General features: G+C 69.1%; 26 protein-coding genes and 2 pseudogenes. 13 read left to right on the top strand and 15 right to left on the bottom strand.

The window, feature by feature from the left end; genetic code table 11:
- Positions 1–40: 40 nt before the first annotated feature.
- Both ABD361_RS05000 and ABD361_RS04995 read right to left on the bottom strand, forming a co-directional pair.
- A pseudogene (locus ABD361_RS05000) lies at positions 41–220 on the bottom strand (hypothetical protein); the annotation flags it as partial.
- Between the two features lie 237 nt (positions 221–457).
- On the bottom strand, positions 458–1,405 hold the full coding sequence (locus ABD361_RS04995; protein ID WP_344433463.1) for a GlxA family transcriptional regulator: 948 nt from the start codon (positions 1,403–1,405) through the stop codon (positions 458–460).
- A 148-nt stretch (positions 1,406–1,553) separates the two neighbouring features.
- Between ABD361_RS04995 and ABD361_RS04990 the strand changes: the two genes are divergently transcribed.
- Together ABD361_RS04990 and ABD361_RS04985 are read left to right on the top strand one after the other, a co-directional pair.
- Positions 1,554–2,450, top strand: a complete 897-nt coding sequence (locus ABD361_RS04990; RefSeq protein WP_344433461.1) for an NAD-dependent epimerase/dehydratase family protein — start codon at positions 1,554–1,556, stop codon at positions 2,448–2,450.
- A gap of 520 nt (positions 2,451–2,970) precedes the next feature.
- Positions 2,971–3,141 carry a hypothetical protein gene (locus ABD361_RS04985; RefSeq protein WP_344433460.1) on the top strand — a complete coding sequence of 57 codons (171 nt, stop codon included), beginning with the start codon at positions 2,971–2,973 and terminating at the stop codon, positions 3,139–3,141.
- Between the two features lie 76 nt (positions 3,142–3,217).
- Here the strand turns inward: ABD361_RS04985 and ABD361_RS04980 are convergent, their stop codons facing one another.
- Positions 3,218–3,514 carry an ArsR/SmtB family transcription factor gene (locus tag ABD361_RS04980; RefSeq protein WP_344433459.1) on the bottom strand — a complete coding sequence of 99 codons (297 nt, stop codon included), beginning with the start codon at positions 3,512–3,514 and terminating at the stop codon, positions 3,218–3,220.
- A gap of 83 nt (positions 3,515–3,597) precedes the next feature.
- Between ABD361_RS04980 and ABD361_RS04975 the strand changes: the two genes are divergently transcribed.
- Entirely contained in the window at positions 3,598–3,975 is a 378-nt protein-coding gene (locus ABD361_RS04975; RefSeq protein ID WP_344433458.1) for a hypothetical protein, read from the top strand.
- A 189-nt stretch (positions 3,976–4,164) separates the two neighbouring features.
- Here ABD361_RS04975 and ABD361_RS04970 read toward each other — a convergent pair whose 3' ends face one another.
- From ABD361_RS04970 to ABD361_RS04945, 6 genes and pseudogenes are all read right to left on the bottom strand, one after another.
- A complete protein-coding gene (locus tag ABD361_RS04970; protein WP_344433457.1) occupies positions 4,165–4,650 on the bottom strand; it encodes an NUDIX domain-containing protein in 486 nt (161 codons plus the stop codon).
- Between the two features lie 4 nt (positions 4,651–4,654).
- Positions 4,655–5,173, bottom strand: a complete 519-nt coding sequence (locus tag ABD361_RS04965; protein WP_344433456.1) for an NUDIX domain-containing protein — start codon at positions 5,171–5,173, stop codon at positions 4,655–4,657.
- Positions 5,174–5,202: 29 nt separating this feature from the next.
- Entirely contained in the window at positions 5,203–5,700 is a 498-nt protein-coding gene (locus ABD361_RS04960) for an NUDIX domain-containing protein (RefSeq protein WP_344433455.1), read from the bottom strand.
- Positions 5,701–5,773: 73 nt separating this feature from the next.
- Positions 5,774–6,412 (bottom strand): annotated as a pseudogene (locus ABD361_RS04955) (M15 family metallopeptidase).
- Between the two features lie 19 nt (positions 6,413–6,431).
- Positions 6,432–7,085 carry an HAD family hydrolase gene (locus ABD361_RS04950; RefSeq protein ID WP_344433454.1) on the bottom strand — a complete coding sequence of 218 codons (654 nt, stop codon included), beginning with the start codon at positions 7,083–7,085 and terminating at the stop codon, positions 6,432–6,434.
- Complete coding sequence (locus ABD361_RS04945) at positions 7,078–7,566, bottom strand: NUDIX domain-containing protein (RefSeq protein WP_344433453.1); 489 nt, start codon at positions 7,564–7,566, stop codon at positions 7,078–7,080. The genes ABD361_RS04950 and ABD361_RS04945 overlap by 8 nt, the downstream gene beginning before the upstream one ends.
- Before the next feature lie 273 nt (positions 7,567–7,839).
- Between ABD361_RS04945 and ABD361_RS04940 the strand changes: the two genes are divergently transcribed.
- Positions 7,840–8,091: a hypothetical protein gene (locus tag ABD361_RS04940; RefSeq protein ID WP_344433452.1), complete on the top strand. Its 252-nt coding sequence runs from the start codon at positions 7,840–7,842 to the stop codon at positions 8,089–8,091.
- 223 nt (positions 8,092–8,314) lie between these two features.
- Positions 8,315–8,776 (top strand): hypothetical protein, encoded by a 462-nt coding sequence (locus tag ABD361_RS04935; RefSeq protein WP_344433451.1) that lies wholly within the window; start codon positions 8,315–8,317, stop codon positions 8,774–8,776.
- A 67-nt stretch (positions 8,777–8,843) separates the two neighbouring features.
- Here ABD361_RS04935 and sigJ read toward each other — a convergent pair whose 3' ends face one another.
- On the bottom strand, positions 8,844–9,743 hold the full coding sequence (gene sigJ, locus ABD361_RS04930) for an RNA polymerase sigma factor SigJ (protein ID WP_344433450.1): 900 nt from the start codon (positions 9,741–9,743) through the stop codon (positions 8,844–8,846).
- A gap of 86 nt (positions 9,744–9,829) precedes the next feature.
- Here sigJ and ABD361_RS04925 point away from each other — a divergent pair, with 86 nt between their 5' ends.
- The 3 genes from ABD361_RS04925 (at position 9,830) to ABD361_RS04915 (ending at position 11,950) form a co-directional block, all read left to right on the top strand.
- Complete coding sequence (locus tag ABD361_RS04925; protein WP_344433449.1) at positions 9,830–10,219, top strand: hypothetical protein; 390 nt, start codon at positions 9,830–9,832, stop codon at positions 10,217–10,219.
- Positions 10,220–10,307: 88 nt separating this feature from the next.
- Positions 10,308–11,408 (top strand): NucA/NucB deoxyribonuclease domain-containing protein, encoded by a 1,101-nt coding sequence (locus ABD361_RS04920; RefSeq protein ID WP_344433448.1) that lies wholly within the window; start codon positions 10,308–10,310, stop codon positions 11,406–11,408.
- Between the two features lie 23 nt (positions 11,409–11,431).
- Entirely contained in the window at positions 11,432–11,950 is a 519-nt protein-coding gene (locus ABD361_RS04915) for a hypothetical protein (protein WP_344433447.1), read from the top strand.
- 17 nt (positions 11,951–11,967) lie between these two features.
- Here the strand turns inward: ABD361_RS04915 and coaD are convergent, their stop codons facing one another.
- Positions 11,968–12,417 carry a pantetheine-phosphate adenylyltransferase gene (gene coaD, locus ABD361_RS04910; RefSeq protein ID WP_344433446.1) on the bottom strand — a complete coding sequence of 150 codons (450 nt, stop codon included), beginning with the start codon at positions 12,415–12,417 and terminating at the stop codon, positions 11,968–11,970.
- Between the two features lie 139 nt (positions 12,418–12,556).
- On the opposite strand from coaD, the gene ABD361_RS04905 reads away from it, so the two are divergent.
- Together ABD361_RS04905 and ABD361_RS04900 are read left to right on the top strand one after the other, a co-directional pair.
- On the top strand, positions 12,557–14,047 hold the full coding sequence (locus tag ABD361_RS04905) for a M28 family metallopeptidase (RefSeq protein ID WP_344433445.1): 1,491 nt from the start codon (positions 12,557–12,559) through the stop codon (positions 14,045–14,047).
- 201 nt (positions 14,048–14,248) lie between these two features.
- Positions 14,249–14,755, top strand: a complete 507-nt coding sequence (locus ABD361_RS04900) for an Imm21 family immunity protein (RefSeq protein WP_344433444.1) — start codon at positions 14,249–14,251, stop codon at positions 14,753–14,755.
- A gap of 250 nt (positions 14,756–15,005) precedes the next feature.
- On the opposite strand, the gene ABD361_RS04895 is transcribed toward ABD361_RS04900, so the two are convergent.
- The 4 genes from ABD361_RS04895 to ABD361_RS04880 all read right to left on the bottom strand — a co-directional run bounded on the left by ABD361_RS04895 (position 15,006) and on the right by ABD361_RS04880 (position 18,490).
- Positions 15,006–16,112, bottom strand: coding sequence for a hypothetical protein (locus ABD361_RS04895; protein WP_344433443.1), 1,107 nt, complete (start codon positions 16,110–16,112; stop codon positions 15,006–15,008).
- Positions 16,113–16,501: 389 nt separating this feature from the next.
- A complete protein-coding gene (locus ABD361_RS04890; RefSeq protein WP_344433442.1) occupies positions 16,502–16,933 on the bottom strand; it encodes a DUF6086 family protein in 432 nt (143 codons plus the stop codon).
- Between the two features lie 75 nt (positions 16,934–17,008).
- Positions 17,009–17,557, bottom strand: a complete 549-nt coding sequence (locus ABD361_RS04885; RefSeq protein WP_344433441.1) for an RICIN domain-containing protein — start codon at positions 17,555–17,557, stop codon at positions 17,009–17,011.
- Positions 17,558–17,824: 267 nt separating this feature from the next.
- Positions 17,825–18,490, bottom strand: coding sequence for a LysE family translocator (locus ABD361_RS04880; protein ID WP_344433439.1), 666 nt, complete (start codon positions 18,488–18,490; stop codon positions 17,825–17,827).
- A 376-nt stretch (positions 18,491–18,866) separates the two neighbouring features.
- Here ABD361_RS04880 and ABD361_RS04875 point away from each other — a divergent pair, with 376 nt between their 5' ends.
- Genes ABD361_RS04875 through ABD361_RS04865 form a run of 3 tightly spaced genes read left to right on the top strand, consistent with a single transcriptional unit; the run spans position 18,867 to position 21,987 of the window.
- Positions 18,867–19,970: an SIS domain-containing protein gene (locus tag ABD361_RS04875; protein WP_344433438.1), complete on the top strand. Its 1,104-nt coding sequence runs from the start codon at positions 18,867–18,869 to the stop codon at positions 19,968–19,970.
- A 23-nt stretch (positions 19,971–19,993) separates the two neighbouring features.
- Positions 19,994–20,770 carry a glucose 1-dehydrogenase gene (locus ABD361_RS04870; RefSeq protein ID WP_344433437.1) on the top strand — a complete coding sequence of 259 codons (777 nt, stop codon included), beginning with the start codon at positions 19,994–19,996 and terminating at the stop codon, positions 20,768–20,770.
- A 47-nt stretch (positions 20,771–20,817) separates the two neighbouring features.
- Positions 20,818–21,987 (top strand): pyridoxal phosphate-dependent aminotransferase, encoded by a 1,170-nt coding sequence (locus ABD361_RS04865; protein ID WP_344433436.1) that lies wholly within the window; start codon positions 20,818–20,820, stop codon positions 21,985–21,987.
- The last annotated feature ends 51 nt before the right edge of the window (positions 21,988–22,038 follow it).

Below are 22,038 nucleotides of genomic sequence, written 5' to 3'. Positions count from 1 at the left end.
TGAACAGGGACAAGCTGCCCCAGCTTCATAGCGCCGTGACTTGTGCTTCCCGTGCACCGATCGACCTCGGGAAGATCAGAGGCGAGTGCGTGCCCGCGAGTACCAGGAACACCAGCAGGAGTGCTGCGGCTGCACCTGGGTTCCCTTCGATGATAAGCACAGTCGCGACGGCTGAGCCGCAGAGCACGAGCAGCATCGGCAGGATCCAAGCGCGCATCATGATGACGAAGGCTATCGATGAGTCGAAATACTCCTCGCACTAGGCCGCTCACTGGGTATTCACCGGGCACTGAGGCGGCCCTCGTCTGATCATGCGCTCCGACCAAGGGCCCACGTGACCATGACGAAGGCCGTGAAGGTGAGTCTGCTGCCTGATCATGTTCTGGGGGACGCGTTCGCGAAAGCGTCATGCTTCCGCGACGACTTAAACGCCACGTCCGGGTCGAGTCACGCGCGGTCACTGACCAGTCTTCGCGCTCGGGCGGTGGGTGAAGGCACTCCGGTAGGCGGCCGGGGTCATGCCGATCTGGCGACTCAGGTGCTGGCGGAGTGACTCACCGGAGCCGAGGCCACTGCGGCGGGCCACATGGTCGACGGTGAGATCGGTGGTCTCCAGCAGCTCGCGGGCCCGCAGCAGCCGCTGCTGGAGCAGCCATTGGAACGGGGTCACACCAGTCTCGGCTGTGAAGCGGCGGGTCAGGGTCCGGACACTGACCTTGGCCCGAGCGGCCAGGTCATGCAGAGAGATCGGCTGGTTCAGGTGCTGCAGTGCCCAGATGCGGGCCGCATCCAATGAGGAGTCGGTCTCGGCCGGGAGCGGGGTCTGCACGAACTGCGCCTGGCCGCCGTGGCGCACCGGGGTGACGACGGCGGCACGGGCCGCCGTATTGGCCGCGGCCGCGCCGTAGTCGCAGCTGATCAGGTGCAGGCACAGGTCGATCCCGGCGGCCGAGCCCGCACCGGTGACGATCCGTCCGTCCTCGGCGAACAGCCTGTCGGCGTCCACGCGAACCGCAGGGAAGGCGCGCTGCAGTTCCTCGGCCAGGGCCCAGTGGGTGGTGGCAACACGGCCGTCGAGGAGCCCGGCCTGGGCGAGGACGAAGGCGCCGCTGCAGATCGAGGCAACGCGCTTACCCGCGGCGGCCGCCTCCTGCAGGGCGTCCAGCGCGGCCGGCTCGGCGTCGTGCCGACTGGCGGTCGAGGGAACGATCACCGTGTCCGCCGCCGCGACCGCCTCAAGGCCATGTCGGATCACCACCTCGATACCGCCCGAGGCGGCGACCACACCGGGCACAGCAGTGCACACCGTTACCTCGTAGCCGGGGTGTCCGCCGAGCAGCGTGTACGGCATGGACAGGTCGAAAGGCTTGACCGCAGGGACGGCCAGGACGGCGACACGGTGCATGGCTAGATCCTTGGACTGCGTGGCGTTCAGGCCACTGACCCTACCCTGCGGTCGCGCGGCAGAGTTGAGCGAGCGGTCGGGCCCACTGCGAACCACGTTCCCCCTTCAGGGAAACGTTCCTCTTCTTGGTGAAAACGGAGACAACGTCATGGCTGAACACGCCGTCATCGGAGCAGGCGCGACGGGGATCGCCACCGCAAGGCAACTGGCCGACAGCGGCGAGCGGGTCCGCCTCGTCACTCGCAGCGGCAGCGGCCCGGAGCACCCCGGCATCGAACGGATCGCCCTGGACGCGGGCCGCACTGACGAGCTGGCCGAGACACTGGCCGGAGCGACCACGGTCTTCAACGCCGCCATGACCGCCTATCACACCTGGCCGGAGACCATGCCGCCGTTGTTCGCCTCCATCCTCTCCGCGACCGAGCGGGTCGGGGCCGATTACGTGATGCTCGGCAACCACTACGGCTATCAGCAGACCACCGGGCCGGTCACCGAGCGCACCCCGATGGCCCCGCACACCCGAAAGGGCCGGGTGAGGGCCGAGCTGTGGCGGCAGGCCAAGAATGCCCACGACGAAGGGCGGCTGCGGGCTACCGAAGTGCGAGCCGGCCAGTACCTGGGCCCAGGCGCAGTCTCAGCGTTCACGCTGCTGGTCGCGCCCCGGGTCCGCGACGGCGAACTGGCTCTCGTCCACGGCAACCCGGATGCGGCGCACTCGTTTTCGTACACCGAGGACGTTGCAGCGGCGCTGGTGGCGGTCAGCGGCGACGATCGGGCCTGGGGACGGGCCTGGCACGCCCCGGTCATCACCACGACCCTGCGCCAGGCGGCAACCGAACTCGCCGAACTCAACGGAGCGCCCGAACCGCGGTTGGAGCCGCTCACCGAACGGGATATGACGCTGCTGTCCTTCACCGATCCACTGTGGCGGGAGTTCGCCGAGATGAGCTACATGTCCGAGCGTCCGTTCCTCGTGGACGACAGCGATATCCGCGACGCCTTCGGGCTCAAGCCTTCAACGCTCCACGAAGCACTGGCGGCCTAATGCTGCGGTGGGCGGGCCGGAACTCCCGTCCCGCCCACGCTGGACATGAGGCGCTCGACGATCGCAGCACGGTCCCGTGCTGCGTACAGGGCGTTTCGTATCCCCGGTCCTCAGTAGGCTGGGCTGTCCACTCTGGCTCCGTGTCCGGGGACACGGAGTGGGCCGGGGAGAAAACCTGCTCTACTCGTCGGCGTATCGGGCCAAGCGCTACGGGGCGAGGCACTTGGCGCCTGGAGCTTCGACGGTCGCGGCGCTTTGGCGCACAGCTGCGATCCGCTGTCGGCGTCGCCGTCCGCGCCAAACGGGATCGGCCCTTCGCATTGGGCGTCCGAAACTTCTCGTGTCCTGGCGGCCATGCCAGGGCTCGGGGTTATGGCTTTATCGAGCAGTAGCGGCGTCACTTGTCGATGGGCTTGGGAGGCGCGCCCCGATCCACGGTCGGGTGATGTTGATGAGTTTGGGAGGAACCAGGTCTCTTGCCAGGGCAGCATCGCGATGCTCCTGGTGAAAGGTGCTGGTCATGCCGCCGATGCCGAAGGTCGAGCTGTACGCGGCGATCCGGCGTGACCATCGCGACGGCATGTCGATGCGGGAGCTTGAGCGCAAGCACGGCGTGACGTGGCGGACGGTGCGGAAGGCGCTGGACACGGCCTGGCCGGAGCCGCGGAAACACTGCTGCCGGATGACCTAAAAGCGCATGCTGGGTCGCCGTCCACCGGTCAGGACAGCGGGCGGCCTCGTCCTGGCCGGGCCGGCAACCAAAGCACTCACCGTCTTCCTTCGGCCAATACGGCTGCAAGGAGTCCCGGGAAGCGGGCATCAAGGTCGGCGCGGCGCAGAGCCATCAGACGAGCCTTTCCCACCCGACGGGTCTGAGTGATTCCGGCTTCGCGCAGGATCCGCCAATGGTTGGACAGCGTCGATCTGGGCACGTCCACGCCGTCCGGGCTGCACGCGCTCTCGCCGTGCTCGGCCATCCGGCGGACCAGTGCCAACCGAACCGGATCCCCCAGGGCATGCAGCACCACAGCCAAGTCCACGTCCGCATCGTCAGGCTGTCCCACTGACCCTCCTCGCCTTCGCCCACATCACGCACGTAGTATGCAGATCACTTCGACGTTTCGGGAAAGTCGAAATGATCTAGGAGATGACCGTGCCGGCGCTCGCCACCCTTGCCCGCGTCTACGTCGACGACCTCGACGTGGCACTGCCCACCTTCGTCGCACTCACCGGAGAACAGCCACGACTCCGGTTCAGTTACCGAGACCTGGACCTCGCGAGCGTCGGCGACTATCTGCTGCTCGCAGGTTCAGAAGAAGCCCTCGCCCCCTACCGCGGCACCCACGCCACCGCGATCGTCGAGTCCCTCGACCAGGTCCTGGAGCTCACCGAGCAACACGGCGGAAAGATCCTCGACGGACCCAACGAGGTCCCCACCGGTCGCAACATGACCGTGCTACACCCCGGAGGCGCGACCATCGAGTACGTGCAGTTCCACGCAATCGCACGATCAGCACTCGCATGAGTCGACCAGCCGCCCTGAAACAGACACGCTCGCTGGCGCCGTCAAAACTGCTGAGCATCCACATGCCCGCTGATCGCCAACTGCCGCCCAAACTCATCGACAAACGCTGTCATGAGGGTAGGTATGGACGGTGCCTGGACCGCGCAGAGCAAGCTGTCAGATGCGGATCGGAGTAGGCCACTCCCAGCCTCAGCCAACGCGTTCGCCTTCCCTGAGATAGGTGCAGCCGCCGTTGCACAGCATGTCGACGGCAGTCGTCAGAACGCGTGCTTGGAACGGCGGCAGCAGTGGCGCCCACTCCTGGATCGTGAGCATCTCCCACCGGTCATGCTCGTCCGACAGCTTCACGAGCACGCCATCGTCGACTAAGGGGCCCTGGAACAGCCCCCACACCTCCGCTACACCCTCGGGGTTCATGGTCCAGTCCAGCGTGAGCAGCCGCGGCTGCGCTGGCATGGACAGACCAGTCTCCTCGAAGGTCTCGCGCACTGCGGTGCGCCAAAGGTCCTCGCCTTCATCGTGCGTACCGCCGGGCAGCTGCCACTCGTCCTTCCAAGAAGCGTGCAGCATCAAGATGCGGTAGTCGGCGTCGTGCACGAGAGACGAGGCAGCCGCCACGATGCGCGGCCGGGAGGCGAGCCATTCAGCCCGCGTCATTTTCGGGTGCGCGCTCACCGGATCATGGTTCCCTTCCGTTTCCAGCTGCTGGCAGTTCGAGGTAGGCGGGCACGCCGGTCTCCCGGGCCCGCAGGACGGCCGTGAGGCGCTGGTACTCCTTCATGCCCATGGTCGCGGCCCACTCGCTCATGGACCGCACGGCGTGCAGGTCGTGCTCGTCGGGGTCGAGACGGATCTTGCCGATCTCCTCGTTGGTGAGCCGGCCGCCGTCGAAGCAGAATCCGACCTTGGCCACCGGCCACTCCCCGGGCCCTTGCCAGAACACGGCCAGCAGCCGCGGCTGCCCGGCGAACTCGATCCCGGTCTCCTCCTTGCATTCGCGTACGGCTGTCTCGAACGGCGACTCGCCCTCGATGTCGGTGTTGCCGCCGGGCCACTGCCAGATGCCGCGGGTGGCCGGCACCGAGCAGCGCAGCTGAAGCGGACGGTCCTCGGTGTCGGTGAAGAAGAAGCACGCGTACTGGGCGTGCATCGGCAGCGTCTTCACGTACTGCTCGGGCGGTACCCACTGCGTCGCCATGGCGCTCCCTTCCCTGACGGCCCGGCCGGCTACCGGATGTGGGCCAGGTGGCTGGCTTCACGAAGGTAGGGGCATCGTCCGCCGCGCAGGACCTCCGTGGCGAGGGCCAGGACCCGGGCCCGCTCCGCAGACACCAGCGGAGCCCACTGTTCGGCGGTGAGCATGCGCCAGGCGTCGTGCTCGTCCGACAGCTTCACCTTCACCGTGCTCGCGTCGACCAGCGGGCCCTTGAACAGGGTGAAGACCTCGGGAATGCCCTCGGGGTGCAGGCCCCAGTCCACGACCAGCAACTCGGGCACCTCCGGCATACTCAGGCCGGTTTCCTCGAAGGTCTCTCGCACGGCCGTCTGCCACAGATCCTCGCCCTCGTCATGGCCACCGCCGGGCCACTGCCAGGCATCCCCCGTGGAGGTGTGCAGCAGCATGATCCGGTACTCCGAGTCGTGGACGATGGAGGCGGCGCAGCCGAGAATGCGCGCGCGGCTCGCAAGCCATTCGGCCCGGGGAAGCCTCGGGTGTGTGGTCAACGTGCCGTCCTCTCCATCAGGATGCTGGTCAGGCGGATGCAGGGCACAGGCGCCGGCGCGGCATGCTTGGCCCTCATGGAGTCGAGCGGAGCGAGGTCGGCCCGTACGACGCCGCCAGGGAGCTGGTCATGAGGGCCCAGTAGCGGTCGCCGTAGGACCAGTGCCACCACACGGTCGGGTAGTTCACGAGCCCGGCTCCGGTAAGGGCGCAGGCGAGGGTGCGGCGGTGCCCCGCGGCCCTCGGCGCTGATGTTGCCGGCGTCCATGTAGCAGGCACCGTTGCTCCGTTCCGGGGTGGCGTTCGTGCTGGTGCCCAGCTGAAGCTCGTGGCCGTCCGTGTCGGCCAGGGTGATGTCGACGGCTGCGTCGGCCGTGTGCGGGGCGATGCCCGGCGGAGCGACGTAGCGGCTGGCCGCCACGTGTACCTGGTCGCTGGTCCACTGCGGGTTCGCGGCCCGCAACCCGGCGGCGTACTGCTCGAAGTACCGCTCGCGGAGCTGTGGCGGCCGGTATCCCTCGACGAGGAGCAGCCGCAGCCCGGCAGCGCCGCCTGCGCGGCCAGGAGCCGTTCGAAGAGGCCGGCCCGTACATGTGCGAACGCCCCGGCAGTGTCCTGGCGACTGTGATCGGCCAGCAGGTCGCTGCCGCCCACGTCCACGAGCAGCTCACCGCACTCCTGGACGGGTATCGCTGCGACCTTCGGGTCACACATCAAATGATCTCGGGCATGGTCACCCTGCCTTCCCCTCCGTCAGCACGGCGGTCGCTTCGTTGACCGTACGGATGGTGCGGTGAGGGTGGGGGCCGTTGCCGGGGAGCGGCCGGCCGTGGGAGACCCATACCGTGGCAAGGCCGGCATGGTGGGCGCCTGCGATGTCGTTCTCGAGGCTGTCTCCGACCATGACCGCGTGCGGCCCCGGCTGGGCGCCGAGCCGGGTGAGGGCATGGTGGAAGATCCGCGCGTCCGGTTTGCGGATCTCCACCGCCTCGGAGATGACGACGGCGTCGACGAGGTCGTAGAGCCCGGCGCGCCGGAGCTTGGCGGTCTGGTTGTCCACCATGCCGTTCGTGACCACGCCCAGCCGCCAGCCTGCCTCCCGCAGGCCGGTGAGCATCGCGCACACCTGCCGGTCGGGCTCGACCAGCTCAGGCATCCGGCGCCGGTACTGAGCGTGCAGCTCCGCCACGCCGGGCCGGACGCCGAAGGTGGCCTTCACCAGCTCGAAGAACTCCACCCGCCGCGACGAGTACGCCGGATCCGTCCTCAGCAGCCACTCCAGCGGCACCCGGTGGGCGGCCGCGAACTCCGCCGCCCACCGCTCGAACGCCTCGCCGCGCCGGATCAAGGTGTCGTCCAGGTCGGACAGCCCTACCGGGTCAGCCATGGTCGTCCCCGAGGTAGAGGGCGCCCTCGACCTCGACGTGGAGCACGGCATGGACGATCCGGGGCAGCGACGGCGGCAGCAGCCGGATGTCCCCCAGCTTGGACAAGGGCACCCACTCGACGCCGGTCTGCGTGTCGTCCTCGTTGTGCCCGCCGAGCACCGGGGGCTGCGCCACGACCTCGCACCAGAACACCGCCTCCACCCGGTGCGCCACCTCGGGCGGCACCGGTGTCACGTCCTGGTGGCGGGCGGGGATGTACTCGCGGAGCACCACCAGACGCCGGGCCCTGACGGTGACGCCGGTCTCCTCCAGCACCTCTCGTTCCGCGCACTCGCTCAGCGTCTCCCCGGACTGCTGGCCGCCACCGGGCAAGAAGAAGGTGTCCGGACGCGGCCAGTCCCCGCGGACCATCAGCAGATGCTGGTCCTTGACGACGATCCCGGTGGCCGCATTCCTGAGCCGCCCCCCGGAGTCGGGCACGATCACCTTTTCCTTACCGCCTGATGGGCCTTCCACCTTCCGTTCTCCCTCCCCTTGGGTAAAGAGCGCCTCGGTCAAGGCACCCAGTGCCTAACTGGTCTCGCCTGCGGATGGTCACGGTCGGCACAACGCGGCGCGCTCCCTCACGCCAATCAGCACCGTGGTCATCGAGACCTTCACCCCCAGGCCCGGCCAGCGCCTGCCCGACGGCCCGCACCCCGGCGTCTTCCCGTCGACAAGGACATCGTCCTCAAACGACACCTCGACAACTCCGTGCTCATCTTCACCGGCGAGCGGAGCGCCGACCGGGGCGAGTTCCACTACCGCGAGGTGCTGCTGCGCGACGGGCAACCGGCACGCGTGCTCCCCGGCAAGATGCGCTACTGGGAACGCCGAGGACATCGACGCCTCGCCCGGGCCGCCGGCCTCACCCTCGAGACCCGCCACGCCGACTGGGCCGGCGCGCCCTACGTCCCGGGCACCAGCCCGAAGCACGTCTCGCTGTACGGCCCGACCGGCCGATAGCAGAACCCACCTCCGCCGCCTCCGCGGGAGGCGACGGAGGCTTGTGCACGCCGACGGACCGCGACCACTGGGCATGCGGCTTTGGCACCTGAACGGTCGGTGGTGTACTGCTGCGACGGGGTTCTCGCACCGTTTCTACACGCGAGGGCGGAGCGGTGGGCGCCGCCGGACGGGCACCAGGAACCGCGCGGGATTATGCAAGACGTACCGGGAGCGCCCCGAGGTGCTGTTCGCTCACCAGGACGGCGAGGCGCACAGTGCCCTCGAAGCATCCGGCACGTCCGTCGTGGTGAAGGTGCTGACCCGGTACACCGACCTGGTGGAGGCCACGATCGAAGTCGTCTCCAGCACCCGGGAGCAGCTCGTGGTAGCGGGGTCCAGGTCCCGAGAGAAGGCGTACCTGGGCGGGATCGAGACGGCGGTGGCGCAGTGGCCCGATCTGGTGCACTACCGCATCCTGTACGGCCCACCGCGTCATCGGGCACTGGCCGACCACCTCGTGCGGCTCCTTGAGCTGCGCGACCCCACGGCGTGCCGCAACGGGATCAAGAGCCTGCACGTCGGGTTGGTGGAGCGGCACGGAGTCCTGGCGCGGTCCTTCGTGGCCTGTGAGACGGCGGCGGTGGTGCCGTTATTGCAGCGGTGCGCGGTAATGCACGGAGAATCATTGTTCCACCTCGCATGACTCGGTTTCCGGAAGATCACCGGAAGGGAATGCGCCGAGCGTATGAGGAGGCATCGCTTTTGTGTCTTTATTTTTCCCGCACCCACGGTCGCAGCTTCTCCGGGTTGCGGACGACCCAGATCCGGCTGACGCGACCGCCGGAGAGGTCGAACGAGGCCACGGTCACGACGGCGCCGGCACGCCGCGCCACCAGGCCCGGCGTGCCGTTGACCGATCGCTCCAGGAGTTCCAGCCCCGGGGCCTTGTCGGCGATGGCGACCATGTACTGGGCGATGCGCGCGCCGCCCTCGACCGGGCGCAGGACGGTGCCGGCCATGCCGCCGCCGTCGGCGGTCATCACGGCGGCCGGGTCGAGGAGGCCGACCAGGGTGGTGATGTCCTTGGCCTCCCATGCCTCCTTGATGTGCCGCACCACGTCGGTCCGGCCGGCCGCCGTCCCGGGGGCGCGCGCGGCGCCTGCCCGTCGCCGGGCGGAGGAGGCCAGTTGCTTGCAGGCCACGGGGGTCCGGTCGAGAATGCCGGCGATCTCGGCGAACGGGTAGCGGAAGACGTCGTGCAGGACGAACGCCACCCGCTCGGCGGGCGTCATCGACTCCAGGACGACGAGGAAGGCCATCGTCACCGACTCGTCCACGACGATCTGGTCGGCGGGGTCGGCGCCGTCCGCCCGGTTCCACTCGGCGCTGTCGGGCAGCGGCTCGGGCAGCCATGGGCCGACGTAGCGTTCGCGGCGGGCCCGTGCCGAGCCGAGCAGGTCCAGGCAGATGCGGCCGGTCACGGTCGTCAGCCAGGCGCCGGGCGAGACGATCTCCTCCTGCCGGCTTCGCGGCAGCCCGTACCAGCGTGCGTAGGCGTCCTGGACGGCGTCCTCGGCCTCGGTGACCGAACCGAGCAGCCGGTAGGCGATGTTGACCAGTTGACGTCGCTCGCCCGCTGCCCCGTCCGTGCTGCTCGCGGCAGTTCCCATGCTTCCGGCCGCCCCCTCGCCTTACCTTTTGCAGCCTCGCGTCGTCGGACTGGTGAGACCTTATCGATCCATTGGGGGACTGCGACATGGCCACTCCGACGACGAAGACCGCGAGCGCACGGCGCAACTCCTCGTTGCTGCAGGCAGCGATTGCCCTGCAGACCCTGACGATCTTCCTTCAGGCGGTCTCCGCCGGGCTGCTGCTGACCTCGTCCTACGGAGAGACGCTGCACAGCGTCGGAGCCCGTGTGATGTACGGGGCGTCGATGCTGTACGTCCTCGCGGCAGTGCTGGCATGGAAGCCGGGCGGCGGCCCGGCCCGGCCCGTCCTGCACGCGTCGGGCTTCCTCGTGCTCGCCTCGGCACAGGTCGCGCTCGGCATCGCGCACGTCCCGTCGGTGCATGTCCCCCTGGGGGTGGCGATGTTCGGTCTGAGCGTGCTGGCGCTGGGCCGCCCCTCACGCCAACTCCCCTGAGACCGACGCGTGTTGTGTGGCGCGGTGCTACAGTCGTCGGCCTGTCGTGCACATGACGTTCACGTGACGTCCGGCACTAGGGGGAGTCTTGCTGCCTGCAAGTCGTCAACTCGTCACCATCCTTGCCGCCGCGACCAGCCTCGTCCTCGCCTGCGCACTGCCCGCCGGTGCGGACGGGCCCGCGCCCTCGGCGAGAGCCGGGGACCGCAACGCGGTCCTGTCCTTGGACGAGTCCTTCCGCACTCCGCAGAACGCCGCCCAACGCGACTGGCTCGCCAAGCAGAACACGCTCGCCGCGAACGTCGGCTGCGAGGTCGGCCGGCAGACCGCGGACCGGCGCTCCTCGTGCTTCGTCGAGTTCATCCCGTTCAGGGTGGTCCAGGTCCCCAGTGGCAGGGAGATCGGCCGCGGAGTCATCGGCTCCGGCAACACCACCCAGCTCGACTACAAGTCCAGCACCTACGTCCAGGACGTGAACCTGGGCCTCGTGCAGGCGTCCGGCGTGGCCACCCTGCTGTCCCGGGCCGGGGTCGCCGTGGACTGCAAGGCGGCCTCCGGCGGCGGCTGCACGGTCACCGGTGGCGGCGGCGAGCAGTGGCTGCGCTACCCGGCGCAGAACCAGCACTTCACCTTCAAGGTGACGTCGCCCGGCAAGAACATCAGCTACCACCAGCCGCCTGTGAAGGTCACGGTGTCCAACCTCGCCGCGCCGAACAAGCTGACGCGCAAGCTGGGCGACACCGCCCAGGTCCGCTGCGACAGCGAGCCCGTCGGCAGCGGCACCGGGCGCGGGTGCGTGAACTGGACGTACGAACCCACGTACACCCTCGACACCCACGACCCGCGCATCACCCAGGTCGCCTGGCACGTGTACTGGGCGCAGAACAACCTGCGCTTCAAGTGGGGCCTGCAGGGCAAGGGGCGACCGCTGCACCACCTGTCCGACGTCGACCTCCAGAGGTACAACCGCCGGATCGCCTGCCCGCGGGGGAAGTACCCCGGGAAGAGCTGCGACGAGTACCCGTTCGCGGCCACCTACGAGGGCGCCGGGCTCAACTCCGACTACTCCACCCATGCGGTACCCCTGAACCAGAACACCACTGAGGGAGGGTCCGAGTACCGCGGCAAGTTCCTGCGCGAGAACCGGATACTCGACCACGACGCGTACTGGGTACACGTCAAGCGTTGACCGCTGGAGGAAGGAAGCCGCCGATGCCGGGACCCCTGCGGGAGGTACGCGCCCGCCTGTTCGTCGCCGAGGGCCAGTACGTGATCGTCGGCGACGTGGAGCGGGTACCCGGCATCCGGCAGCCCGTGGCCACCGGCGTGGTCGTCACCGCGCCGGACGGCGCCCTCCTCCTGCCCGGCATGAACACCGGCGACATCTGGGTGCGCGCCGAGACCTGGGCCGCGGCTCCCCCGCTGGAGCTGGCCGGCTGGGACGACGTCGTCGAGGTCAGCTACGCCGCCACGACGGAGGCCCGGCTCTGCGAGGGGGGCGGCCGCGCGCACGAGGCCCTCCCGGACCTCGCCTGGGACGGACCGGGCACCTACCGGCTGCGCGTCAGCACCCGGGGCAGGGATGCCGGGGCCGCGGCCGACTGGCTCGACGACGACGAGGAGCCCGTCGAGGAACACCGCATCCAGTCCTGGCCCGCACCCGCGTCACCCCCCGTCGTGCACAAGGCCACGGACGAGCTGGGCGCGTACTGGCGGAGCACCCCCGGCTGACGGTTCCGGCCGCCCGGCTACGGCTTCGCTGTCGCCCCCGCCTGCTGCTTCGGGACTCGGTCCTGTTGACTCATCGCGGTGACGAGGGTGGAGGAGATGTGGGCCAGGGTGGGGTCGGCGGCGATGAAGAACGTTTCGACTCCGGCCAGCTCGTGGTTCATGCGGGCCATCGGCATTTCGTAGTCCAGGTCGCGAACGCCGCGCACTCCGCGGATGACGACGTCGATCCCGGCTCGACGGCAATAGTCGACCAGCAGGCCGGTGTGGGAGTCGACCGTGACGTTGCTCAAGTCGGCGGCTGCCGCGCGGAGCCGGTCCAGCCGTTCCGTGACGGGGAAGCGGCCGGTCTTGTTCGGATTGACCATCGCGCACACGACGACCTCGTCGAACAGGAGGGCAGCGCGCCGGAGTACGTCCTGGTGCCCTTGAGTGACCGGGTCGAAGGATCCTGGGAAAAGGGCTCGCATGATCGGAAAGAGTAAGGGAAGCGGCCGCCTGTGCGGGAGGGAGGCGTTCGCGACCGGGGTGAGAGGGGTGGGGCCCCGCTTGCTCCCGGGCCGAAACCGGACCTTGCGGGGGTGCTGAGGCGGCCGTGACGATGGCGCCATGACGAAGCCGGGTGGGGACGCGGGTAGCAGCCACAGCGGAGATGACGGAGACACTGGGCTCAGCGGACGGGGTACGGCACGGCGTACGGTGCTCGGCGCGGCCACGGTCGGCGTGGCGGCCCTCGGGCTGCCGTCGGCAGCAGCGATGCCGTCGCCGCCCGGACCCGCACCGTCCGGGCCCGCGGGACCCACCCGCCACCGGCCCACCGGGCAGCCGCCCTCGCGCGAACTCCGCGCCCTGCTGCGCGAGATCGACCCGCACCGTATCGAGGCGACCGTCCGCAAACTGGTCTCCTTCGGCACCCGGCACACCCTGTCCGCCCAGGACGACCCCGTACGCGGCGTCGGCGCAGCCCGCGACTGGCTCCTCGCCGAGCTGCGCCGCTACGCACAGGCCTCCGGCGGCCGGATGACCGTGGAGCTCCAGTCGTTCGTACAGCAGCCAGCGCCCCGTGTCCCGGTGGCGACCAGGATCACCAACGTCGTCGCCACGCTGCGGGGTTCGGTCACCCCCGACCGGATCTACGTCGTCTCGGGGCACTACGACTCGCGCAACAGCGACCCCATGAACGCGACCGGCGACGCGCCCGGCGCCGACGACGACGCCTCCGGGGTGGCCGTCGCCCTGGAGCTGGCCCGGGTCTTCGCGACCCGGCGGCCGGCCGCGACCGTGGTGTTCGCGGCGGTGGCGGGCGAGGAGCAGGGACTGTACGGGGCCGGGCACATGGCCAGGACGTTCCGGGACCGGCAGGCCGACGTGCAGGCGATGTTCACCAACGACATCGTGGGCAGCCCGACCGCCGAGGACGGCTCGCGCGACCCGTACACGATCCGGCTGTTCGCCGAGGGCGTGCCGACCTCGGAGACGCCGGAGCAGGCCGACGTGCGGCGCTCGGTGGGCGGCGAGAACGACTCGCCCTCCCGCCAGCTGGCCCGGTTCGTCCGGGACACCGCGGAGAACGACGCGACGGGGATGCGGGTGCGGGTGGTCTACCGCCGCGACCGCTATCTGCGCAGCGGCGACCACATCCCGTTCCTCCAGCAGGGCTATCCGGCGGCCCGGTTCACCGAGCCCGCCGAGAACTACGCGCACCAGCACCAGGACGTGCGGACGGTGGACGGCAAGCAGTACGGGGACCTGCCCGAGTTCTGCGACTTCGGTTTCATCGCCCGGGTGGCCCGGGTGAATGCGGCCGCCCTGTGGTCCCTCGCCCAGGCCCCCGGCACCCCGCGCGCCGTGAAGATCCGCACCACCGCCCTGGGCAACTCCACCGAACTGACGTGGGAACGCGGCCCGGAGCCTGACCTCGCCGGGTACGAGGTGGTGTGGCGGGAGACCACCGAGCCGGAGTGGACCCACGTCATCCCGGTCGGGAACGTGACCCGGCACACCGTCGGCATGTCCAAGGACAACGTGTTCTTCGGCATCCGCGCCCTCAACCGCTCGGGCCTGCGCAGCCCGGTCGCCTTCCCCGCGCCCCAGCCATAGACCTGATCCGAGTTCGTGTCGCTGAACCGGTGTGAGCCGCAGCGGCGTCACCCGACCGGGGTCCGGGCCCGGTGAGCCGGCCTGCGCGACGACGGGTGCGGGTCCAACGGCGGATCGTGGCCGGTCACCGTGCCTGCCGTGGTAGGTGGCGGCTCCGGCTTCCTCCGGCGGCTGTCGGCTGCGAATGCGATGATCCGGCGCATGCATCGTGATCCGCACTGCCCCGAACCGGTCGATGAATGGCTCGACTCCACCGACACGGCCCGGTACGCGCTGGTCCCGGAGGGCGCTCTGGCCGGCTGGGTCGGCTGGGAGCAGGCTCTGCACCACACCTCGGAATACGCGGACGCAATCCCGCTGCCGGGTCACGGGGACGTGCTGACGCTCGGCGGTGAACCACAGGCCGTCACCTGGCTGCCCGACCACCTGGTCTTCGCGCGATGGTGCTACGCGGACGACGACACGGCTCTCGCCGCCGCCGTCGCGCAGGCGGTCGCCGGTGACGAGAGCTGGGCGGACGAGGTCACCGTCGAACTGACCGGCGGGCGGTACCTGCTGTCCGACGCGGGGGACGAGGGCGAGGAGATCCTCTCCAGCGGCGAGTACCTCCCCGTGGACCTGGCACCCGGGCGCTACCGGGCCCAGTCCATGACCGTGCGGCCGGACGAGAAAGCCGCCTTCCTGCTGGTGCGGCTGCTCCCCGCCTAGGGCATGCCCGGCGGATCGGGCAGCGCCCCGCAAGGGGCGCGGGGCAGTGCCGATCTGCGGCCGCCGCCGGGGCGTGATCGGCCACCCACGGCCCGCAGCCGGTGCCCCACCCCGGGGCCCGAGCGCAGTACGGCGCCCGGTCTGCGGGCGCGCCGCGGCTTGTCGCGCCCGCGCGGCGGAGCCGCAGAGGCCGCCCCGCGCCCCCGACGGGGCGCAGGGCACCGCACGACGAAGATCCGCCGGACAGGCCCTAAGAACCTCCGGCCAAAGGGACGGCCACCTCGTCGAGCTCGGCGCGGGTGACGCCTCTGGCCTGCGCCTCGGCGTCCAGCGCGGCCTCGACGAGCTTGCGCGTGGGCCTGTCCACCACACCGGCCAACCGGACCAGCCGGCGAAGCGCCTCGGCGTCGCCCGACCGCGCCAGCGCGTACACGGCCGCGTTGGACACCCTTGTCGGCGCGTCGGTGACCAGGCCGGCCAGCACCTCCGCGCGCCGCGAAGCCGCCGCCGGTGCGGGCGGTACCAGCGTCAGCAGCCAGCACAGGCCGCGCAGCGCGTTCTCGTTGAACCGGTCGTACCCGTCCACCTGGGTGTCCTCGCACATCAACTGGACGGTGCGCCGTCTGCCGACCCGGGCAAGCCAGCCCACCACGGCCTCCGCCGCCTCCTGCTCGCCGATCGTGGTCAGCAGCGTGCGGGCCTTCCGCTCCCAGGCGCGGCTCGGCTTGGCGGAGCGCGCGCCGGCGGCGTGGGCCAGCAGCTCCGACCACGGCGCGCCGCACTTTGCGGCGTGGGCCAGAGCACGGTCGGCCCAGGCCTCGCCGGGGTTCACCGGAGGGTCGGTCAGCCGGGCGGCCAGCTCGGCGTACTCGGTGCCGGTGAACGTCTCCTCCGCCGTCCGCCGGACAGCGGCGACCAGGGTCGCGGGGACCGTCCGCCCGGCGGCCAGCTCGTGCTCCACGACGAGCCGGACCTCGGGCATATCCGAGAGTTCGACCTGGTGCTCGGCCACCGCGATCCACTGCTCGCGGTAGTACACCCGGTCGGCCGGGTCCAAGGACTCACCACCGTCCCCGAGGTCGGCTATCGCCCGCAGGGCGGCGGTGAACCGCGCCTGGTCCCCGGAGAGCCAGGGGCCGAACGAGAGCACCCGTACCAGCTCGTCCAGCACCGGCCGACGCTGCTCCGGGTCCATCCCGGCAACCAGCCGGAAGGCGCTGCGTCGGGTGACGTCCCACGTACGCCGATCCCGGTCGGCAGCCGCGATCAGCGCCTCGGCGAGCCCCCGGTGGTACTTCTGCGCGGCGAGGGCGTCCATTGCACGCGGGTCGTCGAACCAGTCGTAGACCGTCACCATCGGCGTCCGCCCCGTGGCAGCATGCCTGAATCCGTCCCGTCGACGGCCATCACTTTCACCATGCCCGAGAACCTATCCCCCGGCACTGACATCGAGGCGGCGCCCAGGTCTCGCCGCCGCGACCGAAGCGCCTGCCTGGCCTCCCGACCATCAACCTCGGTCAACACGAAGGGCGGTCCGTGACAGCGTTCGGTTGTCGGTCACGCCGGGCGGGAACGGCCGGCCCGGCCGCTCGAACGGCGGGTGGTGCGGCGAGGGAAGGTAGGCGGGGAAGCAGGCGACGAACACGTAAGGGATGCCCAGGCGCTCGGCCGCCGTCCTCGCACCGGCGGCGGCCGGTGCCGGCCATCGGCTCTCGCACCGACCGGGATGCCCGCAAGGCTTGGCGGTCATCGAGTCATCGATCGTCCGAGCTCTCTCGACGCGTGGCGGAGATCGTCCACTCGCCTGTCCAGGGCCTCCGCCAGCTTCACAGCAGTTGCGGCGTCCGCGGGTGACAGGCTCTTGGGGGGACGGGCGGGAGTGCGCCACTCCAACTCCATGCCTGCCCGCTCGGCAAGCACGAGCACGGTGCCGATGAATCCTTCGGCCATAGCCGTCATGACGGGGTGAGTGGTGGTCCGGTACCAGGCCAGCAGGGCATTGGCGAACGGTCGAAAGGCCGCCGGGTCGATCCGGCACTCGTCGTTCACCATCGGGCCGATCCCCGACGGCCTTCCCGCTTCCGCCTCGAAAACACTGACTTGCCGGAGGAACAACCGAGCGGGTCCGTTGGACGGGTACCACAGGATCTCCCCGTCCATCTCGAAAAGCTGGCTCATTCGGCAAGCGTCTCGTAAACCGGCTCGGGCTGACAGTGGCGGGGTGGCGGTGAAGCTCCCCCCTCTCCCCCCGTGTCAGGACCAGAGCGTCCAGTGCTGGTTGACCGCCCCGTTGCACGGGTACTGGCGCAGCTGCTCGCCCGGGGTACCGCTCCAGGACGCCTCCAGGCACTTTCCGCTGTGCATCACCCGCAGCTGGTACGCACCGCCGCCGACGCCCTCCAGACGCCACCGCTGGTTGCCGTCCCCGTTGCAGGGCCACTGGATCACGCCCGCGCCGTCGGCCTGGCTCGCGTCGTAGACGTCGAGGCACTTGCCACTGTGCCGGGCCACGATCTCGTACGTGCCGTCGGCGTGGCCCATGAAGTCGAACCGCTGGTTGGGCAGGCTGTCGTCGGCCGGGTACTGGATGACCCGTGCCCCGTCCTGGAACGACGCCTGCTCCACGTCGGCGAAGAGCATCCGGTACTCGCTCCGGATCTTCGTGCCGCCGACCGCGGCCGAGGACGTGCTGCCCGGCGAGGCGACGGCCGCCGTGGCCGTCGCGACGGCGAGCGCGGGGCCGCACAGCACGGCTATGACCGTTCTGCCACTGATGAGACGTCTGGTGACACGTCTGCGCATGATGGTCCCTGCTTCCGGTAGGAGCCCCCTGGGGGGCGGGACTCGGGCAGGAACGAGCATGCGGCCAGGACGTGGCCTTGGCCAGAGGCGCGTGCGCGGTCTCTTGCGAAGGCGCGGCCGCAACGGACACCCGGGTCTACCAGGGCACGACCTGTCCCTGGTGATCGACGAAATGGAGGCCGGGCTTCCCCCGGTGGCGCTCGATCGTCACCGCCACCCCGGGAACGCTCTCCTCGACGCTGAGTTCGGCGTGGGTTCCGCCAGTCGTCAGTCCCGCAAGGCCATAGCCACGCCGAGGCTGACGAGCACAACGCCGGAGGTGCCGGTGATCCCGCGCTGGACACGGCGACGGCGTAGCAGGGCCTGGACGCGGCCGAGAACAGTCACGACCACGATGTACCAGATGAGCGCCAGGGCCCAGAAAATACCTGCCATAATGGCGTGCTGGGCAAGGGTGGGGACGCCGGGCAACTCGAACTGCGGGAACAGTGACAGATAGAACGCGGCGACCTTCGGGTTGAGAAGGTTGCTGACGAGGCCCTGCCGGAAGGCTTGGTCGACGCCCTTCCTGCTGTGTTTCTTGGGGTGACCGCAGGGCAACTCCACTTCGTTAACGGGTGACCGGCTGCCGTCGTCCTGGTTGCGGTGTCGAACGAAGTCGATCAGCGCCCGTATGCCGAGGTAGGCGAGGTAAATGGCTCCGGCGATGCGAAGTGCCGTATAGAGCATCTGCGAGCCGGTGAGCAGGGCCGTCAGGCCGGCGACAGCTGCGGCCGCGAGGATGCCGTTGCCGAGCATGATGCCGGCGGCAGTTGCCGCCGCGCCTCGACGACCGTCCGTTGCCGCGTTACGCAGTAACAGCACGAGGTCTGGGCCGGGGACCACGATGATGACAAGAGACGCGGCTATGAAGCCCATGAGCTGAGTGGTCATGCCACCTCATCATGCCACCGAGGAAGGTCCGTTCAGCAACCATGGGCCTTTTTGATCTTGTCCCTGCAGGCACTTGTCCATTTATTGAGACGCCGCGGTGGCCGATCTTTGAGGGTTGCACAGATCACAATCCACCCTGCACGCAGGCACATTGTCCATTTTGCCCAAGGTGGCCCCGGCCTCCACCCGACCGCAATACCGACTCCTGAGGTCCGTTTTTCCGAACAAGGAACCACCCGATCCAGCCATGCACCCGATTTAACATGCATTTAATTGTTGCGTTGCCAACAGCATGCCCGTGTAATTTTCAAGCAGTCGGCCCAGCCGACTCCGCCAGGACATGAATACTCGTCACCGCGACAGAGAGCTGACCCATATGAAGTCTCGTCTCGACCGCTACGAAGAGTTCATCGAGAAGGAGTACCGTGCCGGGCTCACCAAGCCGGACGAGTACTCGCTGGAAGCCGTAACCCCAGAACTCCGGGCGCGGTTCGCGAACAAGGAGTTCAAGCGCATAGTCTTTACCGGCATGGGCTGCTCGGCCATCGTCTCCGACATTGTTCGCGGTTACTTCGCGGAGATCGACTCCCCCATCGAGGTCCACGTCCTCAACGACTACGACTTCCGCTTCCTCGCCCCGTCGTCCGTCCTTGACGACGACGCCACCTTGTACATCATCAGCTCCTACAGCGGACACTCCCAGGAGCCGGTCCGCGCCTACCGTCAGCTCAAGTCCAAGCAGGACCGCGTCCTGCTGCTGACCTCCGGCGGCACGCTCGCCGAGCTCGGCCACGCGGACGGCGTCTCGATCGCCTACTGGAAACTGCAGCAGCCGGACCGCGAGTACCCGCTGTTCCACGTCTCCCAGTACTTCGCCATCCTCATGGACATGTTCCATGAGCTGGGCATGCTCGACGACAACCATCACACCCGGCTCGCCGAGCTGTCGGACCAACTCGAGCGCGACTACGACACCGTACGGCGGGGCCTCGTGGAGCGCATCGCGTACGACAGCCGTGACGCGAACCTCATCATGATCGCCTCACCGAAGTGGCACGAGAGTCTGCTCAAGCTCGCCAAGATGCACTTCAACGAAATGGCCATGGTCCCGGCCACCCGGAATTTCTTCCACGAGTTCTGCCACAGCGAGGTCGCCACACTCTCCGACCCCGAGCACAAGCACAGCATCCTCTGGTTCGCCGACCCGGACGACGACGACTACACCCTCGCCAAGGGAGAGAACCTCGTCCGCCTGCTCACCGAGGAACGCCACGAGAACCGCAACGTGCACATCTCCCGCATCGATCTCGGCGAAGGCGATTTCCTCCGCAAGTACTTCAACGCCCTCAACATCGTCCAGCACACGGCACTGGCACTCGGGCGGTACCACGAGACGAGCTCCCGCGACCTCATTTCCGAGTCGGCGGGCAACCCCTGGTACCACAGCACCACCATCGAAGCAGAACTCGTCGGCGCATAAACAAGGGGAAAGGAACAGCGGACATGAGCACCACGAATCCGCTGCACCTGTTCGACCTGACGGGCAAGGTGGCTCTGGTGACCGGAGCCACCCGCGGGCTGGGCCGGGCGGTCGCCGCCGGCCTGGCCCGCGCCGGTGCCCATGTCGTCGTCGCAGGCCGCAGCAGAGAAGCCGCCGAGAAGACCGCGGCCGAACTGGAGGCCGACGGCGCCCACGCGTCAGCCGTCGAACTGGACGTGACCCGCCCCGAGCAGGCACGGCACGTGCTCGCCGAGACGTCGGAGCAGCACCACGGCCTCGACATCCTGGTGAACAACGCAGGCGTGATCGAGCGGCACCCGGCCGAGGACTACCCCGCGGACGCCTGGCACCGGGTGATCGACACCAATGTGCACGGCGCGTTCTTCCTGGCCCAGGAAACGGGCAGGCTCATGCTCGCCCAAGGACACGGTCGCATCGTCAACATCGCCTCCGTACTCGCCTACAGCGGCGGCCGCAACGTCGTCGCCTACGCCGCGAGCAAAGGCGCTCTCGCCCAGATCACCCGGGCCCTGGCCACCGAATGGGCCCACCGGGGCGTCCACGTCAACGCGATCGCCGCCGGATACTTCTCCACCGACCTCACCCAGGACCTGCGCGACGACCCGGCCCGCAGCCGGGCACTGCTGAGCCGCGTGCCCGCCGGACGGTTCGGCCGCCCCGAGGAACTCGTCGGCGCAGTGGTCTTCCTTTCCTCCCCGGCCGCCGACTACGTACACGGCGCCCTCCTCGAAGTCGACGGCGGCTGGACCGCCGCCTGACCTCGTCGCACACACCAGCTGCCGGCAGCAGACAGGGAGAACGACACATGATTGCCACCGCACGCAGACTCCACGGCAAGCAGCAATCCCTCATCCGAGCAATGACCGAACGCTGCACGGCCGTGGGTGGCATCAATCTGGGCCAGGGACTGTCCCGCATGCCCCCGCCCGATTCCCTCCTGCACACGGCTGCCGCCGGCTTCGCCACAGCCGATCACTCCTACAGCCTTGCGCAGGGCGACCCGGCCCTGCGCAAGGCCATAGCCCGCAAGCTGGCCACCTACAACAACATCGACGTCGACCCGGAGGACGGCATCGTCGCCACCATCGGCGCATCCGGGGCCTACAACGCCGTACTGCTCTCCTACCTCGACCCCGGGGACGGAATCCTGCTCCCCGAACCCTTCTACGGCTACCACCACGCCGCAGCCGAACTGTACGGAGCCGTGCCCGAGCCCCTCAGGCTCACCGCCCCCGACTTCCACCTCGATGCCCAGGTCCTGGAGGAATCCGCAACCGAACGCACCCGCGCCATCGTCCTGTGCACTCCGAACAACCCCTCCGGCCGCAGGCTCACCGCAGAGGAGATCAGCGCAGTCGCAGCATTCGCCGAGCGCCGCGACCTGCTCGTCATCACCGACGAAATTTACGAGTACATCTATTACACGCCCGAGCAACACCTGTCCCCGGCCGCCTTCGACTCCCTCAAACACCGGACCATCACCATCTCCGGCCTGTCGAAGACCTACAGCATCCCCGGATGGCGCCTCGGCTACGCCGCCGGCCCCGCTCGGCTCATCCAGCCGGTGCGCACCGCAGCGGACATCCTGTCGGTATGCGCCCCCACACCACTGCAGCAATTGGCCGAACACGCCCTGGAACTGCCCGAATCCTTCTACTCGGCCATGCGGCAGCAGTACCGCAGCCAGCGTGACCGCATCGCGGATGCCTTCCGGACAGCAGGACTTGCACCCAACCAGCCCGAGGGCGCCTACTACCTCTTGATCGACTGTTCGGCGCTCGGCGTCGAGAACGGCCATGAAGCCGCCGACACCATCCTGACCACCACCGGTATCGCGACGATTCCCGGTGAAGCGTTCCACCGCGATGTCCCGCCCCACCCCTACGTGCGCGCCTGCTTCGCGGTCTCCCAACGAGACATTGCGCGTGCGGAAGAGGCTCTGGCCGACATTGACTTCACCGTCAAGGCCCACTGACACGACGGAAGCCCGCCCCCGCATTGCTGCGGGGGCGGGCTTCCGTGCGGT

The organism is Streptomyces luteosporeus (genome assembly GCF_039532865.1).
Taxonomy (GTDB): domain Bacteria; phylum Actinomycetota; class Actinomycetes; order Streptomycetales; family Streptomycetaceae; genus Streptomyces; species Streptomyces luteosporeus.
Note: the sequence above shows the minus strand (reverse complement) of the source record. Positions and strands in the feature narration are given on the sequence as shown.